Consider the following 15317-nt stretch of genomic DNA (forward strand, 5'->3'; position numbering starts at 1 on the left):
CTCCGGGCGGTCAGCGGCCAATCGCCGGTAGAGAGCGATTGTTGGGTGGTCGGCGCCAATCGGCCGATCGAGCATTCGGGTACCACCGGCGGTGCTGCTTTCCCACTCAAGGCGGGTCTGATGGATCATATTGCTCTCCTTCGTTCTTCGATTGCGAGGGCAACCCAAAGGTGAATCGGCCGGCAATTTTGCCGCCGCAACGAAGGCTTCACAAAAATCGTGCCAGTTGCTCCGCGGCAAGCTCTGAACATCTTTGGCTCTGTTCATTGCTTTACGCGTGAGTGCATCGCGAACTCAGGCGCCCTTCCTGTGACGCGGACGCGACAAATCCGACAGTAAGTGTCGGTTGTCGGACGTCTCCCCAGCAATCGAGCATAAGAGACGTCGGGATGTCCTACGGTTTTTGACACGTCTTCCCTTTGGCACGGTCCATGCGAGATGATCCGCGAAAACGTCGGACCGAGGAGAAATCGAGCCATGATTACGCTCACCGACAACGCTGTTGCCGCCATCAAGGCCGCTCTTTACCGCGCCAGCGAGCCGGCGGAAGGATTTCGCATCATGGTCCATGCCGGCGGCTGCGCCGGCTTCCAATACTCAATGGGCCTGGAGAGCGTCTCACGTGAGGGCGATGCGATCATCGAGCGAGATGGGCTCAAGGTGTTCATGGATAGAGGCTCCCAACCCCATGCAGCCGGCATGACCGTGGACTTCGTCACTGGGCTCGAAACATCCGGCTTTGTTTTCGATAACCCCAATGCGCGTGAGACGTGCGGCTGCGGCAAGTCCTGCAAATGATTGCGAGGGAACAGGCTATGTTCGACTATAGCGACGCCAAGGAATACTGCGTCGAACCGGCACCGCCGGCGCTCTGGAACCGGCCGACACGCACTGTCGGCCCGGAACAATTGCGTTCGGTGATGCGCCAAATCGCGATCATCGATCGTTGCCGTGGGCAAGCAAACAAAATTGCCCGAAACAGCTGAATTCCCGGCAGATGCCGCCACCAAAGGGCAATGTCGACAGCGACCGGTCAGCCAAGCCATCGCTCGCCCGGCCGCCCACCTTACCAGATACGATATGCGCCAGAGGTTCAATGGCCCGCCTACCCTTGAATCATTTCAGCAGTTGAAGGATCACTCCCATGAACCCTGTCTATCTCGACAACAACGCAACGACGCGGGTTGATCCTGCAGTCGTTGGAGCGATGTTGCCTTTCTTTACGGAGCAATTTGGCAATCATTCGTCCATGCACGCCTATGGCGCATCGGTTGCTGAAGCCGTGAGAAAGGCGAGGCAACAGTTGCAAGCCCTCATCGGCGCGGGATTCGAGGACGAGATCATCTTCACCTCGGGCGGGACTGAAAGCGACAGTACAGCCATCCTTTCGGCGCTGGAGGTGATGCCCGACCGAACGGAAATAGTGACTTCCGCGGTTGAACATCCGGCCGTTCTGAAGTTGTGCGCGCACCTTGAAAAGACGCGCGGCGTCAAGGTGCACATTATCCCAGTCGATCACCACGGCCGGCTCGACCTGGACGCCTACAGAACCGCTCTCACTCCACAAGTGGCAATCGTCTCGATAATGTGGGCGAACAATGAGACCGGTACGATCTTTCCCGTGGTTAAGCTTGCCGATCTAGCCAGGGAAGTCGGCGCGCTTTTCCACACTGATGCAGTGCAGGCGGTCGGAAGGCTTCCGATTGAGCTGAAATCGACCGCGATCGACATGCTGTCGCTCTCCGCCCACAAGCTGCATGGTCCAAAGGGGATAGGCGCGCTTTATGTAAGACGTGGCGTGCGCTTCTCCTCCATGATCAAGGGTGGGCACCAAGAGCGCGACCGGCGTGCAGGCACTGAAAACACACCCGGCATAGTCGGACTGGGCATGGCGGCCGAACTCGCCTTGAAATTCATGGACGAGACAAAACGAATAAAATGGTTGCGCGACCGCCTTGAGAACGGGATCATCCAGCGCATCCCAAACACATCCATCAACGGCGATCCGCAAGAGCGATTGCCAAACACTGCAAACATTGGATTCGAAGGTATCGAAGGCGATGCAATTCCAATTGTCCTGAGCCGGCTGGGAATCGCCTGTTCCGCCGGGTCCGCCTGTGCCTCTGGCTCACTGGAACCGAGCCATGTTCTGATCGCTATGAACGCGGCATGTGGGGCAGTCCGCTTCTCCTTGTCGCGTGACAACGGCGAAGATGACGTAGACCGCGTGCTTGAGGTCCTGCCTGCGATCACCGAGAAGCTACGGGCCGTTCCCAGTGCTGGACTGTGCGGGCGAGGTGCAGAACAGCTTCATTCCGGCCCGGGTCCGAGCGGCACAATAGCCGACGAGCCGTGAGGTCTTCCTCAACGTGACGACCCTGCGCAATGGAGAGCAGTCAAACTCGGGGTCGCCTTCACCACTTCAGAAAAGCTTGAGATCGCCAAGTCTCTTGCCCAGCCGCCGTGCCAGAGGTCGGCACGCCGTCAGCAATGTCACCAATGCATCGACACCACAATTACGCGCCGGGAGAATACAATGAACTGCTCCGCTGATAGCCGCCCGATCGATCGCACCGATATCCTAGCGCGACTGAAGGGCCTGTCGGCCGCGGAGGACTTCTTCGCCTGCCTTGGCGTCTCCTACGACCCGAAAGTGATGAATGTCTCGCGGCTCCATATCATGAAGCGCGTGGGCCAATACCTTGCCGAAGAAGATTTCTCCGGTCTGCCTAACCAGGTAATCGCCGCGCGGGTGCGCGCCAAGCTGGAACGCGCCTACGAAGATTTCGCGACTTCCTCGCCGCTCACGCAACGTGTGTTCAAGGTGCTAAGGGACCACGATCCAAACATATGTCCCGCACCTGGCCGCGCCTTCGTCCCGCTCGACTCTGCACTGAAGCGGTTCGGAAAGTAATGAGCCCGACACGGCTGCGACGCGACAATGTCGAGAAGTCGACAAATCCAGTCCTCATGACGCCTCCTCGGAAGCAAACGAAGCCACCTTCTGGAATAGAGGCAGGAAGACGACTTGGCATGAACGATGCAGGCAATGAGGCGAACCGCCAAGCACGAATCCGGACTGGGAGCTTAGAGAAACCGCCAATGCATATCGTAATCTGCATCAAGCAGGTGCCGGATTCGGCACAGATCCGCGTGCACCCGGTGACGAACACGATCATGCGTCAGGGTGTTCCGACCATCATCAATCCTTACGACCTGTTCGCCCTCGAAGAAGCGCTCAAACTGCGCGACGTTCATGGTGGCGAGGTTACTGTGCTCACAATGGGTCCGCCCATGGCGGAGGACTCGCTGCGAAAGGCGCTCGGTTACGGTGCTGACCGAGCAGTTCTCTTGACGGACCGCTATTTTGCCGGATCCGATACGCTGGCGACTTCCTTTGCTCTTTCGCAAGCAATCGCAAAAATTGGGGAGACTTTCGGCAGGCCGGACATCGTCTTCACCGGCAAGCAGACGATTGACGGCGATACCGCCCAGGTCGGACCGGGCATAGCCAAGCGCCTAGATTTATCGCAACTTACCTATGTCGCGAAGATTGCCTCCATCGATCTCGATACGCGAGAGATCGAAGTCGCGCGTCGCGCCGAAGGCGGCACCCAGTTGCTGAAGAGCAGACTCCCTTGCCTCATTACCATGCTGGAAGACACCAACGAAATCCGCCGGGGCTCGCTCCAGCAGGCTCTGTGCGCGGCGCGCAGGCAAGTCGTGAAGTGGACTGCAGCCGACGCCGGCATTGACGATCTCACCCGGTGCGGTCTGCGTGGCTCGCCTACAGTCGTCAAGCGTGTTTTCGCCCCCACCGCACGGGCAGAAAGGGCGGCGCAGATCGACACCGCGGAAAGGGGCTTGCAGGACATAGCCGATGAACTCATCGCCGATATCTTAACCCGCCGGCCGGCGCTGGAACATGAGCTGGCCTTCAACAGCGGCACGTGACGGCCAGGAGCAGAAAATGTCGACCGCAAGCCAAACCACCCCTCGCATTGCCCCCGGCCGTGCCGGTGTAAAGAAAGAACTTCCCGACCATTTCAAAGACTACCGGCACGTGTGGGTCTTCCTCGAGCTCGAACGCGGCAATGTGCATCCTGTATCATTCGAACTGCTGGGCGAAGGCCGCAAATTGGCCGACAAGCTTGAAGTCCAGCTCGCGGGCGTCGTGCTGGGACCGCCGGGCGAGATGGTCGAGGACGCTGTTGCCGAGGCCTTCGCTTACGGGGCGGATCTTGTCTACATCGTCGATGCGCCGCCGCTCGCCGACTACCGGAACGAGCCGTTCGCCAAGGCGCTCACGGATCTGGTCAATACCCATAAACCCGAAATCCTCCTTCTCGGCGCGACCACACTGGGCAGGGATCTTGCAGGCTCGGTAGCGACGACCCTGCAGACGGGGCTCACGGCCGACTGCACCGAACTTGATGTAGATTCCGACGGTTCACTCGCCGCGACCCGTCCGACTTTTGGTGGCTCATTGTTGTGTACGATCTATACACTAAATTACCGGCCGCAAATGGCGACGGTGCGACCAAGGGTCATGCCTATGCCGCAACGGGTGGATAAGCCGGTCGGGCGTGTCATGCGGCACAAGCTGTCGCTCGTTGAGGACGATATCGTCACCAAAGTCCTCGGCTTCCTACCGGATAACCAGTCGGCAATGGCAAATCTTGCCTATGCGGATGTCGTGGTTGCGGGAGGCCTCGGTCTCGGAGCGGCGGAGAACCTTCAGCTTGTGAAGAATCTTGCCCGAGCGATCGGCGCCGAGCATGGCTGTTCGCGCCCCTTGGTCCAGAAGGGCTGGATGCCGGCTGATCGACAGATTGGACAAACTGGCAAGACCATTCGACCGAAGCTTTACATCGCGGCCGGAATTTCCGGCGCCATCCAGCACCGAGTTGGGGTCGAGGGGGCCGATCTCATCGTCGCGATCAACACCGATCCGAACGCGCCGATTTTCGAGTTCGCCCACCTCGGGATCGTCACGGATGCAATCCGCTTCCTGCCCGCACTGACGGAAGCCTTCACCCGGCGGCTGTCGCCGCACAGTCGAGACAAGCTTGCGAGTTGAGGGAGAGGACATGATTGAACAATTCGATGCCATAGTGGTCGGAGCCGGCATGTCTGGAAACGCAGCTGCTTACACTTTGGCAAGCCAGGGGCTGAAGGTACTGCAGTTGGAGCGCGGGGAATATCCGGGCTCTAAGAACGTCCAGGGTGCCATAATGTACGCGAACATGCTGGAGAAGATCATCCCGGACTTCCGGGATGATGCGCCCCTCGAGCGGCACCTGGTCGAACAGCGACTTTGGGTGTTGGACGACACGTCTCACACCGGAATTCATTACCGGTCGGACGACTTCAATGAGGCGAAACCCAACCGCTACACGATCATTCGCGCCCAGTTCGACAAATGGTTTTCCCGCAAGGTGCGCGAGGCTGGCGCGACGGTCCTGTGTGAGACGACCGCGACGGAACTCGTCCGTGATGGCAATGGCAAGGTGATCGGCGTCCGCACAGACCGGGCTGGCGGAGTGGTCTTCGCGAATGTGGTCGTTCTCGCAGAAGGGGTGTCGGGATTGCTTGGCACTCGCGCAGGCCTGCGCGAGATGCCGAAGCCGGAGACCGTGGCGCTTGCCGTCAAGGAAATGCATTTCTTGCCCGAAGAGGTCATTGGCCAGCGGTTCGGGGTCAAGGGCGATGAAGGCTGCGTAATCGAGGCCGTGGGCACGATCTCTCGCAGCATGGCCGGGCTCGGCTTCCTTTACACCAACAAGGAGTCGATATCACTCGGCATCGGCTGCCTGGTCTCGGATTTCGCCGCGACGATGGAGAGCCCGTCCGCCCTCCTGGATGCGATGAAAAACCATCCTTCGATCCGGCCGCTGATCGCTGGCTCGGAGGTGAAAGAATATGCCGCCCATCTTATCCCCGAAGGTGGTTACAAGGCCATTCCGCAGCTCTTCGGCGACGGTTGGGTCATCGTCGGCGACGCAGCGCAACTGAACAATGCCATTCACCGTGAGGGTTCGAACCTTGCCATGACCTCGGGTCGTGTCGCGGCTGAGGCGATCATCAAAGTCAAAAGCCGCAACGGTCCTATGACCAAAGCGAACCTTGCGCTCTACAAGACGATGCTGGATGACTCCTTTGTGATCAAGGATCTTAAGAAATACAAGGACATGCCAGCCTTGCTCCACACCAATTCCAGCAACTTTTTTGACAGCTATCCGCGGCTGATGTCGCATGCCGCTCAGAACTTCATGCGTGTCGACGGCACGCCGAAGATCGAGAAGGAAAAGAACACCACGGCCGCCTTCATCAACGCGCGCTCGCGCTGGGGGTTGGTCAGCGACGCGGTCCGCCTGGCATTGGCATGGCGCTGAAGAGGGTACAAGATGACGATCGCAGTGACGAAGGTTCGTGTCGAGGACAAACTTTACCAGAACCGCTATCTGGTCGATTCCGGCCGCCCCCATATTATAGTGCGACCGCACGACAAGCCAAGCGCGAACTTGCTTGCGTTGACCTACGTCTGTCCGGCGAAATGCTATGAGTTGAATGACAAGGGTCAAGTCGAGATCACCGCCGACGGCTGCATGGAATGCGGCACCTGCCGGATATTGTGCGAGAAAGGCGGCGACATCGAGTGGAACTATCCGCGCGGCGGCTTTGGTGTCCTGTTCAAGTTCGGATGATCAGCCGGGACCGTGCCAAGAGCATGCCGGCAGCGAGCAACTGCGGCACACCATGAGCCTCTCCATCCACTTGCAAAGAGCTAGTGAATATTGGCCTTTCGCAATTCAAATTTCCTTGACTCGTTAGCGGTGTCCTCAGGCCACGGCGCTGCCCTGTGCGCCGGACTTACCACCGGTCACGTGGTCGAGCCCCTTTGGGACAACGCCCGGCCATCGTGCCGGATGGCAGCCACAACGGCCGGTGAGCAAGTGGAACGGCACAACCCATGGCAAAGACGTATGTGCTAGTGCATGGTGCCTGGCATGGCGGATGGTGTTGGCGGGACGTGGCTGCCAATCTTCGCAAGATGGGATGCCACGTGACCACGCCGACCAGGTGTCGGCGAACGCGCACGTTTGCTGTGCAAGGACATCACGCCCGACACATTCGTGACCGACATCGTCAACCACATTGTGACGGAAGAGCTGAGCGATGTGATCCTTGTCGGTCACAGTCTAGGCGGCATCAGCATCACCGGCGCCGCCGACCGGATACCCGACCATATCAGCCATCTCGTTTATCTCGACAGCGCCATCGTCGAGAGCGGTCAAAGTGTATTCAGCACCATGCCCCCCGACATCGTCGCGGCCCGTCGAAAATTGGTTGCGGAGGAAGGACGGGGTATCTTCATGCCGACTCCGCCGCCAACAGCATTCGGCATTCCCGAGGGACACTCGCTCACGGACTGGGTGCGGCGCCGGATAACACCGCATCCGGCAGGCACCTACGAAAGCGGACTTAAGCTCGAGCACCCGCTCGGCAACGGCAGACCCCGAACCTATGTCGTCTGCACTAATCCACTCCACCCGCCGATGGCGGGAGCGCGAGAATGGGTCGCGAAGCAGGATGGCTGGGCGTGGCAGGAACTCGCCACTGGCCACGACGCAATGATCCTCGCGCCGACGGAAGTTGCTCTCCTTCTTAGCGCAGTCGGCTGAGGAACCAAGTAGGGTGAGCGGCGGCCGATTCTCAGGCCGTGGCCTTGAGCTCTGGTGCACGGATAGGCCCAACGGGTCGTTCCGGTGGCGCCACCGAAACCACTAGGCGGGAGTGGCCTGTCCTGCCGACGTCGCAAGCTTGCGAGCGTTCCGCCGCGGCCGCAGCCCGTAGCGCCGGGCAACCTCCGAGATCACCGCGTCGGCTCCAGGGTCTCGGAATGACTCCGTGCCTTGTCGTCCATCGACCAATGCCGCCGACCAACAGCGCCGTTGATCACCCTCGAAAACGCCGAGGCTGCCGCTCAGGGTCAATCGTAAGTTCAAGTTCAGACACAAGCCGATCTCCGATCCACCTCAGAATCGGCAGGCCCACAGATCGCGGGTCCTCCTGGAAGGACACAGCGCTTACCCTTGAAATATGGAGAACCATGGCTTTGCGCCGTCGGCAGTTGAGCTGATCTCGCAATGCTATTTCCCCGGCAACGTCCGAGCCGGAGAACTGCGTGCTTGGCGTTCTCCTCTGGAAGGAACCAATCTTTCGGAACGTGGCAATGTCATCGACGAGCTCTCACGGGCCAGCACGATGCCGGTTCGGCGCATCGGCGCCCCCTGAACACGAGATAGCCACTTGCGATTCTAACGATACGGCCGGACGGGGGCTGAGACCGCGGCGGACGGAGCGTGACGGCTGATCGACACAATGGAGAAGGCCGGCTGGGTTCAGGCTAATGCGGCTCGAATTCTCGGCCTCAAGCTGCGACAAGTCGGCTAGGCGATACGCCGGCATAGTATCGAGGTGAAGGAAATTCTAAGAGCCTGATGAGCCAATCGTCAGGCCAGTGGTCTTGCGCGCCCTGTGCGCGACAAGGAGTGCTTCGTGCTTCTGAACGGATTTGGACTTGCACTGTCGCAAGCAGGACAAAATTGTGTCGCGCCGGCCTGACACAATGCGATATCGACCCGAATAGTGAACTGAAGCCGCTTTTTTCAGTTGGTATGGCTCTTGCACCTTGAACCGCGACGTTACCAGCAACGGAGCCGTTTGATGTCCTCACCGACAGTTTCGATTGAGGGGCCGACTAGCACGACATCCGAGGGTTTTCTGGCAGCCGCGAAATCCGGTGGCTGCGCATCGTCCTCCTACGGCTCGTCGCCGACCAGCCCGGGCGAAGGGGATCCGGCTATTTGGGAAAGGATCAAGGATCACCCCTGCTTTTCGGAGGAAGCGCATCATTATTTCGCGCGTATGCATGTGGCGGTCGCGCCGGCTTGCAATGTCCAGTGCAACTATTGCAATCGCAAATACGATTGCGCCAACGAGAGCCGGCCTGGTGTTGTGTCTGAGAAGTTGACGCCCGACCAAGCGCTACGCAAGGTCATCGCCGTTGCCAACAAAGTTCCGCAGCTTTCGGTTCTTGGCATCGCTGGGCCGGGGGATGCCTGTTACGATTGGGAGAAAACGAAGGCAACGCTCGACCGCGTCATCAGGGAAATCCCCGACATAAAGCTGTGCGTCTCCACTAATGGGCTCGTGCTGCCGGACCATGTCGCCGAGCTTGCCGAAATGAATGTTGATCACGTGACGGTCACCATCAACATGGTCGACCCGGAAGTCGGCGCGAAGATCTATCCATGGATCTTTTATGAAAATCGCCGCTACTTCGGCATCGAAGCCGCTCGAATCTTGCACGCGCGGCAGATGCTGGGCCTGGAGATGCTGAGCGCGCGCGGCATCCTCACCAAAATCAACTCGGTGATGATTCCTGGAGTGAACGACCAGCACCTGTTTGAGGTGAACAAAATGGTCAGGGAGCGGGGCGCGTTTCTGCACAACGTGATGCCTCTGATTTCGGACCCGGCGCACGGTACCCACTACGGACTCATCGGGCAGCGCGGCCCAACGGCAATGGAGATGATGGCTCTTCAGGATCGACTTGAAGGTGGCGCCAAGTTGATGCGCCACTGCCGGCAGTGCCGGGCAGATGCTGTCGGCCTGCTCGGTGAAGATCGTGGCCAGGAATTCACGCTGGACGGGATTCCCGACGATGTCGCCTACGATGCTGGCAAGCGTCAGGCCTATCGGCAGGTGGTCGCACACGAGCGCCGTGATCATGAGGCGGCGAGGAGCGAGGCCATCGGTATGGTCAAGGCAACAGACTCCGAAAAGTCGCTTCTGGTTGCGGTGGCCACTAAGGGAGGTGGACGGGTCAACGAACACTTCGGCCACGCGAAGGAATTCCAGGTTTATGAAGTCTCGCCTAGAGGGATCAGCTTGGTCGGGCATCGGAAGGTCGAGCGGTATTGCCTCGGAGGCGGGGGCGAAGACGCCATCCTCGAGGGCGTCATCGCAGCGCTCGAAGGCATACACATAGTGCTATGCGCCAAGATCGGAAATCGCCCGAAGGAACAACTCTCGCGAGCTGGACTGCGCGTAACCGACGCCTATGGCCATGACTACATCGAGACCGCAGTCAGCGCACTTTACGCGGCAGAGTTTGGGATCAGACCACTAGCGGCGACGGCCTGAGCCGTCTCGTCCGATAACCAGGAGTTAGAATGGCTTTAAAGATCATCGCATCCCAATGTACCCAATGCGGGGCCTGCGAGTTCGAATGTCCTTCGGAAGCGATCAAGTTCAAGGGCGACGCCTATGTGATCGATCCAAACAAGTGCACCGAATGCAAGGAGGCCTTCGATACGCAGCAATGCGTGTCGGTCTGTCCGGTACCGAAAACCTGCGTTCCCGCTTGATTCCTACCGAAACGGTCGGGTTCGCCGCACGACGACGCCTGCAACCCGCGACCACAACAAAAGCCTCGAGAAAGGAATGGACAGCATGTGGTCCAGACGCGAACAGGAGGTCGAAATCGGCAGACCGCCACGGTTCATGCAGGGTGAGCGGGTCCGTGCGATACGCCACATAAAAAACGACGGCACCTATCCCGGCAAGGAGATCGGCGAAAACCTCGTGCGGAAGGGCGACGAAGGCTACGTGCGCGACATTGGAACCTTTCTCCAGCAATTCTTCATCTATGCGGTCGAATGGATCGATCGTGGCACGGTCGTCGGCATGCGAGCGCGCGAACTCATTAGCCTCGACAAAGTCGAGGTTCCCTGCGGAGCTGAAGGCATTTCCAACGGGGGAACAGCCGGATGAAAGTAATGATTCGCAGGACCGCTACTGGCTTGTCGGCTTATGTCCCCAAGAAGGATCTCGAAGAGCCGATCACCGAGATTGAGAACGCTGACTTATGGGGCGGGACCGTGACGCTCAGGAACGGTTGGCGGCTCATGCTGCCCGACCTTCCGCGCGACACGCGTTTGCCGATCACCGTCGAGGCGATGAAGATTTCCGACGGGGCCTGATGCCGGTGGGTTCAGTGGCGGAGAGGAAACGCGTATGAACACGATGCTGAGCTGGGACCATCTCGTCGTCGTCCGGGGCAGTTTTGCCAAAAAACTGATTGACCTGCTGAACGGCGCTCTCAAGGCCGATCGAGTGATCCCCTATCTCGGTCCTGGTCTTCTGCAGCTTAACCCACCGGAATCACCTGTACCTTGCACCCCTGAAGATGTCGCCGCGGCCCTCAACAAGCGGGCGCCTGCCCCTTCCAGGATTCGCACCAATATGTGGTCGGTCGCGCAGTTTATCGAGCAGCGCCGACATCGTCGGACTCTCCAAGCGTGGATGGCGGAGATATTCGCAGCCCCCGCCGAGCCGACCGTTCTTCACGCCTGGCTCGCAACCCTTCAACTGTCTGTCATCATCGACAGCTGGTACGATGGCGCCATGCGAGCAGCCCTTGCAGAGGCCGGCCAAACAGACGTTGTCGAGATACAAGGAACGACGCGCGCGACCGGAATCGGTAACATCTGGACGAGAACTTACGATTTGTCAGGAACAGAACTCGAGGCCGAACAAGTGGCTAGGACGGTGCTCTATGCGCCGCACGGCAGCGTCAGGCCGGCGGCAAACTTCCTCGTGGCTGATTCCGATTACGTCGAAGTCCTAACCGAAATTGATATCCAGACGCCGATCCCGGACGCGGTGAAGCAACGGCGCGTCAACCGGGGTTTTTTCTTCGTGGGCTGCCGCTTCAACGATCAGATGCTGCGCACATATGCCAGACAGCTGATGAAGCGCTCCACTGGCCCACATTTTGCGGTGATCGATTCGGCTACGCTGACCAGAAACGAACGTCGTTTCCTTGCCGAAGGCGCAATCACGGTCATCGACATGCCGATCCGCAACGCCGCGGCTCGCCTCGTCGGGGTCGATGCTAGCCAGGATTAATGGCCGGCGATTGCTGGTGAGTCGCTGCTTGCCTCCAAGGGCGAAAACTCAGTTGGGAATACATTCGTGAGTAGTAATGCTAGTGGCAGCACAACGTAGGCTCTGAATTCGTTGGGCGATGTGAAAGGGTCCGCTGCTGCGGGACGTGAGCACGTTGCGGCGGCATTACGCACATGATCTTGTGACCCCCGTGGCAAAAGAACTGAAGCGCCCGAGTCGCGACAACATATGCAGCGCTCAATGGCTTCGACAAAAATTCGGCACAGTTTCGACAGTTCGCATGCACCTCCAGGGTCAACGAGGTTGATTATGCCTGTTTATGTGGGTCGGCCACGCGAGCAGGAATTCCCACTACCTTTGCCCCGGCGGGAACATCTCGTGTGACCACGCAGCCAGCGCCTACCACTGCATTATCACCAATCGTGACGCCAGGCAGAATGATTGCTCCACCGCCGATCCAGACACGGCTGCCAATGTGAACAGGACGCCCGACCTGCAGGCCGGCCTGCCGCTGCTCGGCATCATGTGGATGATCGGCGGTATAAATCTGCACAGCAGGCCCAATTGCCGTTCCTTGCCCGATTTTGACCTCTACCACGTCAAGAATAACGCAGTTGAAGTTGATGTAGGCATTGGCTCCAATGCGGATATTGAATCCGTAGTCGCAAAAAAAGGGCGGACGGATGACCGTTCCGCGCCCAACCTCTCCCAGCCGCTCGGACAAAAGCTCATGCCAATGCCCCGTGGTCTGCCCCAGCGTATCATTGTACCGCTTGAGCCAAGCCCCGGTGGCCAACAGGTCAGCTTGGATCTCCGGATCCGCCGCATTGTAAAACTCGCCTGCGAGCATCTTTTCTTTTTGGCTACGCATCATAGTCTCCCGTCAGGTCGTGTCCCGTACAGTGATGCAGGAACGCACATCAAACTGCCTCGGCAACTTTGTAACTCGGTCTTGCCGGGCGCGCGGTCGGTCACGAGCCGGGGCGACAGTTTCGTCTCGACCAACTTCCGCGAATTTGGATATCGCAGATCAACCGGTCGCAGGGGCCAATACCTGACGAGGTCGGCAACTGTCCAGCGGTCGAACTCACTTTCATGCCCATCTCAGATTGCGTGATATCGAGCGGTAAGCCATCAGCTAATGTATCGACCAGGTCCCGCCAGCGGAGATCTGCGCGTCGCCTCTACGCATGCTGGCGTGTCACCAATAATACATCGATTATTTCTGGATCCAGGCACGTCGAATTGATTTGCCTTGCGGTGTAGAGCGAAGTTACTAGCCATAGGATTACTCCTTTTTAGTTTGTCAGTCGCAGAGCCCCAGTATGACTACGTGGTAGAAAGCACACGGCCGGAATCTTGGCAGCGCTGTTCACACCCACTTCGTAAGCCTGGCCGATGGGCTCGCCAGAGCACCAATGCTTGACCTGCTCCAGCTCTTGCTCGGCGGGTTGTTTCAGAGACGCTTGATCTCGATACCGCGTTTTCTCAGCACGTAGCCGATCTGGCGCGGGGTCAAACCGAGCAGGCGCGCCGCCTTTGCCTGCACCCAGCCACACTTTTCCATGGCAGCAATGACCGTATCGGCATCGGGCACCCTACCACGACTCGTGGCAGGGCCTATCGGCGCTTGCCCGTCGCCGACGGGCGGGGCGGCACAGGCGGCGGAAGGCTGGATCGTAGTCGACTTCTCTGACGTCGGCGGTCCGTTCTTCCACAGCGCCGCGGCCAAGCACTGATCCGCGTAACAGGCAAAGTCAGTTCTGAGGATTGATGGACCCGTCGCCAGAACTGCCGTCCGTTGAACGCAGTTTTCGAGCTCTCGGATGTTGCCTGGAAATTCGCAGTTCATTAGCACCTCAATCGCTTCGGGAGCGAAGGTCAGCGTGTGATCATTCTCAGTATTGAAATTCTTGAGAAACTGAGCGGCCAAGAGCGGAATATCACCTCGCCTTTCGCGCAATGCCGGCACGCGTAAAGTGACGACGTTGATGCGATAATAGAGGTCTTGCCGGAACTCCTTGCGTTGAACTGCCGTTTCCAAGTCCCTGTTCGTTGCGGCAATCACGCGAACATCAACTTTAATGGTGTGGTTGCTGCCGACGCGCTCAAACTCCTGCTCCTGCAGGACACGCAGCAGCTTAGCCTGGAACGAACCTGATATTTCGCCAATCTCGTCCAGAAACAATGTGCCTTTGTCGGCAGCCTCAAAGCGCCCCTTGCGCAAACTGCTCGCGTCGGTGAAGGCACCCTTCTCATGACCGAACAAGTCAGATTCCAGAAGCGTCTCGGTGAGCGCCGCGCAATTGACCTTGATGAAGGGCTGCTTGGCGCGAGGCGAGAGCTCGTGAATGGCTTTGGCAACCAGCTCCTTACCGGTTCCGGATTCACCTCGCAACAGGACCGTAGTCTTCGCCTTGGCCACCTTGACAAGGTGCTCACGCAGCTTGCGCAGCGCCTGACTATCGCCAAGCATCTCCTTGCTGATCTTTTTACGTTCCATTTGGCAGCCCATCCCACTCCGCCACCCGCCGGTAGAACTGCACTGGACGGTGAGCTGTGTTGTATTTCGTCATCATCATTCTCGATCTCACCTTTGTTGCTTCGAAATTTTCGGCGCGCGGACGCCCTCGGCAAATGGCAATGGCGCCTGAGCATCGTTGCCTTTCACCAGGACGAGCGTCTTCCTCCGCGCGGGCGCTCGCAATATGCGGTTTGCGCAGGCCTTTACTCGACCGGTCGCTGTTCTGTCCGGCTTCTGCCGCACCGCAGCCTGCAAACTCATCCTTGACAAGAAAGGAGGGGAGTCAACCGAGCTCTCCTTGCATTTATGCAAGGAAAATTGTCAGTTTGATAGAATTCTATCAAAACGGCAGAAACGCCCCGCCCCAGTTTGGCTGTACCTGCGGCGTTCAGCGTACGTGACGACATGTGCGGACTTGTCCCAATTGCCATCCGAGTTGTGCGGAACAGTAGCTGCTGCGCTGTTCGCTTCAACCGCGTGAGGCCGGAGACAGTAGAGACGGCGGCTCGTCGAGCGAGGTTTCATTGTTCGGCTACTAAACCGGCTGTCCTTTGGTGGGAGTTGGTTTCGCCCAAGTTCTGGGCCTGGGGGCGTCTAGCCCGTTTCGCCGCACAGGCTCCTTCCACATCGTCGAGGCCGAGAAGGAGGGACCCCACAGCTCTCCCTGTATCACAATGCCCCGCCCCTCAAGCAGCTAGATACGACAGGTGACCTCAAATGAGGCGTCTTGCATGGCTTCTACACCTGCCTGAATGCCAGAACTGCGTTCGTACCGCCCATGGCGAAGGCGTTGCTCATGGCGACGCGCACCTTG

At 58.8% G+C, this 15317-nt stretch carries 16 protein-coding genes and 1 pseudogene; 15 read left to right on the forward strand and 2 right to left on the reverse strand.

Annotation, left to right across the window (positions count from 1 at the left end):
• Nucleotides 1-477 precede the first annotated feature (477 nt).
• From EN851_RS19845 to EN851_RS19910, 15 genes are all read left to right on the forward strand, one after another.
• Nucleotides 478-798, forward strand: coding sequence for an iron-sulfur cluster assembly accessory protein (locus EN851_RS19845; protein WP_029356570.1), 321 nt, complete (start codon nucleotides 478-480; stop codon nucleotides 796-798).
• 17 nt (nucleotides 799-815) lie between these two features.
• Nucleotides 816-986, forward strand: coding sequence for a hypothetical protein (locus EN851_RS36380; protein WP_165349961.1), 171 nt, complete (start codon nucleotides 816-818; stop codon nucleotides 984-986).
• A gap of 158 nt (nucleotides 987-1144) precedes the next feature.
• Complete coding sequence (gene nifS / locus EN851_RS19850; protein WP_126063817.1) at nucleotides 1145-2356, forward strand: cysteine desulfurase NifS; 1212 nt, start codon at nucleotides 1145-1147, stop codon at nucleotides 2354-2356.
• A 180-nt stretch (nucleotides 2357-2536) separates the two neighbouring features.
• Nucleotides 2537-2914: a nitrogenase stabilizing/protective protein NifW gene (gene nifW / locus EN851_RS19855; protein ID WP_024505239.1), complete on the forward strand. Its 378-nt coding sequence runs from the start codon at nucleotides 2537-2539 to the stop codon at nucleotides 2912-2914.
• A gap of 188 nt (nucleotides 2915-3102) precedes the next feature.
• Nucleotides 3103-3954 carry an electron transfer flavoprotein subunit beta/FixA family protein gene (locus EN851_RS19860; protein WP_126063816.1) on the forward strand — a complete coding sequence of 284 codons (852 nt, stop codon included), beginning with the start codon at nucleotides 3103-3105 and terminating at the stop codon, nucleotides 3952-3954.
• Between the two features lie 16 nt (nucleotides 3955-3970).
• Complete coding sequence (locus tag EN851_RS19865; protein ID WP_126063815.1) at nucleotides 3971-5080, forward strand: electron transfer flavoprotein subunit alpha/FixB family protein; 1110 nt, start codon at nucleotides 3971-3973, stop codon at nucleotides 5078-5080.
• A gap of 10 nt (nucleotides 5081-5090) precedes the next feature.
• Entirely contained in the window at nucleotides 5091-6395 is a 1305-nt protein-coding gene (locus EN851_RS19870) for an FAD-binding protein (protein ID WP_126080604.1), read from the forward strand.
• A 12-nt stretch (nucleotides 6396-6407) separates the two neighbouring features.
• The gene (locus EN851_RS19875; RefSeq protein WP_024505235.1) at nucleotides 6408-6707 is read left to right on the forward strand and encodes a ferredoxin family protein; all 300 of its coding nucleotides are present in this window, start codon (nucleotides 6408-6410) and stop codon (nucleotides 6705-6707) included.
• Between the two features lie 396 nt (nucleotides 6708-7103).
• The gene (locus EN851_RS19880) at nucleotides 7104-7685 is read left to right on the forward strand and encodes an alpha/beta fold hydrolase (protein WP_287152319.1); all 582 of its coding nucleotides are present in this window, start codon (nucleotides 7104-7106) and stop codon (nucleotides 7683-7685) included.
• A gap of 700 nt (nucleotides 7686-8385) precedes the next feature.
• Nucleotides 8386-8457, forward strand: a complete 72-nt coding sequence (locus EN851_RS36790; RefSeq protein WP_245467364.1) for a helix-turn-helix domain-containing protein — start codon at nucleotides 8386-8388, stop codon at nucleotides 8455-8457.
• Between the two features lie 273 nt (nucleotides 8458-8730).
• A complete protein-coding gene (gene nifB / locus EN851_RS19890) occupies nucleotides 8731-10212 on the forward strand; it encodes a nitrogenase cofactor biosynthesis protein NifB (RefSeq protein ID WP_024505233.1) in 1482 nt (493 codons plus the stop codon).
• Nucleotides 10213-10241: 29 nt separating this feature from the next.
• Nucleotides 10242-10436: a 4Fe-4S binding protein gene (locus EN851_RS19895; protein ID WP_024505232.1), complete on the forward strand. Its 195-nt coding sequence runs from the start codon at nucleotides 10242-10244 to the stop codon at nucleotides 10434-10436.
• A gap of 85 nt (nucleotides 10437-10521) precedes the next feature.
• Nucleotides 10522-10842 carry a nitrogen fixation protein NifZ gene (locus EN851_RS19900; RefSeq protein WP_024505231.1) on the forward strand — a complete coding sequence of 107 codons (321 nt, stop codon included), beginning with the start codon at nucleotides 10522-10524 and terminating at the stop codon, nucleotides 10840-10842.
• Nucleotides 10839-11051 carry a putative nitrogen fixation protein NifT gene (gene nifT, locus EN851_RS19905; protein WP_024505230.1) on the forward strand — a complete coding sequence of 71 codons (213 nt, stop codon included), beginning with the start codon at nucleotides 10839-10841 and terminating at the stop codon, nucleotides 11049-11051. Before EN851_RS19900 ends, nifT begins: the two co-directional genes overlap by 4 nt.
• 34 nt (nucleotides 11052-11085) lie before the next feature.
• Nucleotides 11086-11979, forward strand: a complete 894-nt coding sequence (locus EN851_RS19910) for an SIR2 family protein (protein ID WP_024505229.1) — start codon at nucleotides 11086-11088, stop codon at nucleotides 11977-11979.
• A 307-nt stretch (nucleotides 11980-12286) separates the two neighbouring features.
• Here EN851_RS19910 and EN851_RS19915 read toward each other — a convergent pair whose 3' ends face one another.
• Nucleotides 12287-12853, reverse strand: coding sequence for a sugar O-acetyltransferase (locus EN851_RS19915; RefSeq protein WP_024505228.1), 567 nt, complete (start codon nucleotides 12851-12853; stop codon nucleotides 12287-12289).
• Between the two features lie 582 nt (nucleotides 12854-13435).
• A pseudogene (gene nifA / locus EN851_RS19920) lies at nucleotides 13436-14479 on the reverse strand (nif-specific transcriptional activator NifA); the annotation flags it as partial.
• Nucleotides 14480-15317 lie beyond the last annotated feature (838 nt).

The organism is Mesorhizobium sp. M8A.F.Ca.ET.208.01.1.1, assembly GCF_004791315.1.
In the GTDB taxonomy this organism is placed as follows: domain Bacteria; phylum Pseudomonadota; class Alphaproteobacteria; order Rhizobiales; family Rhizobiaceae; genus Mesorhizobium.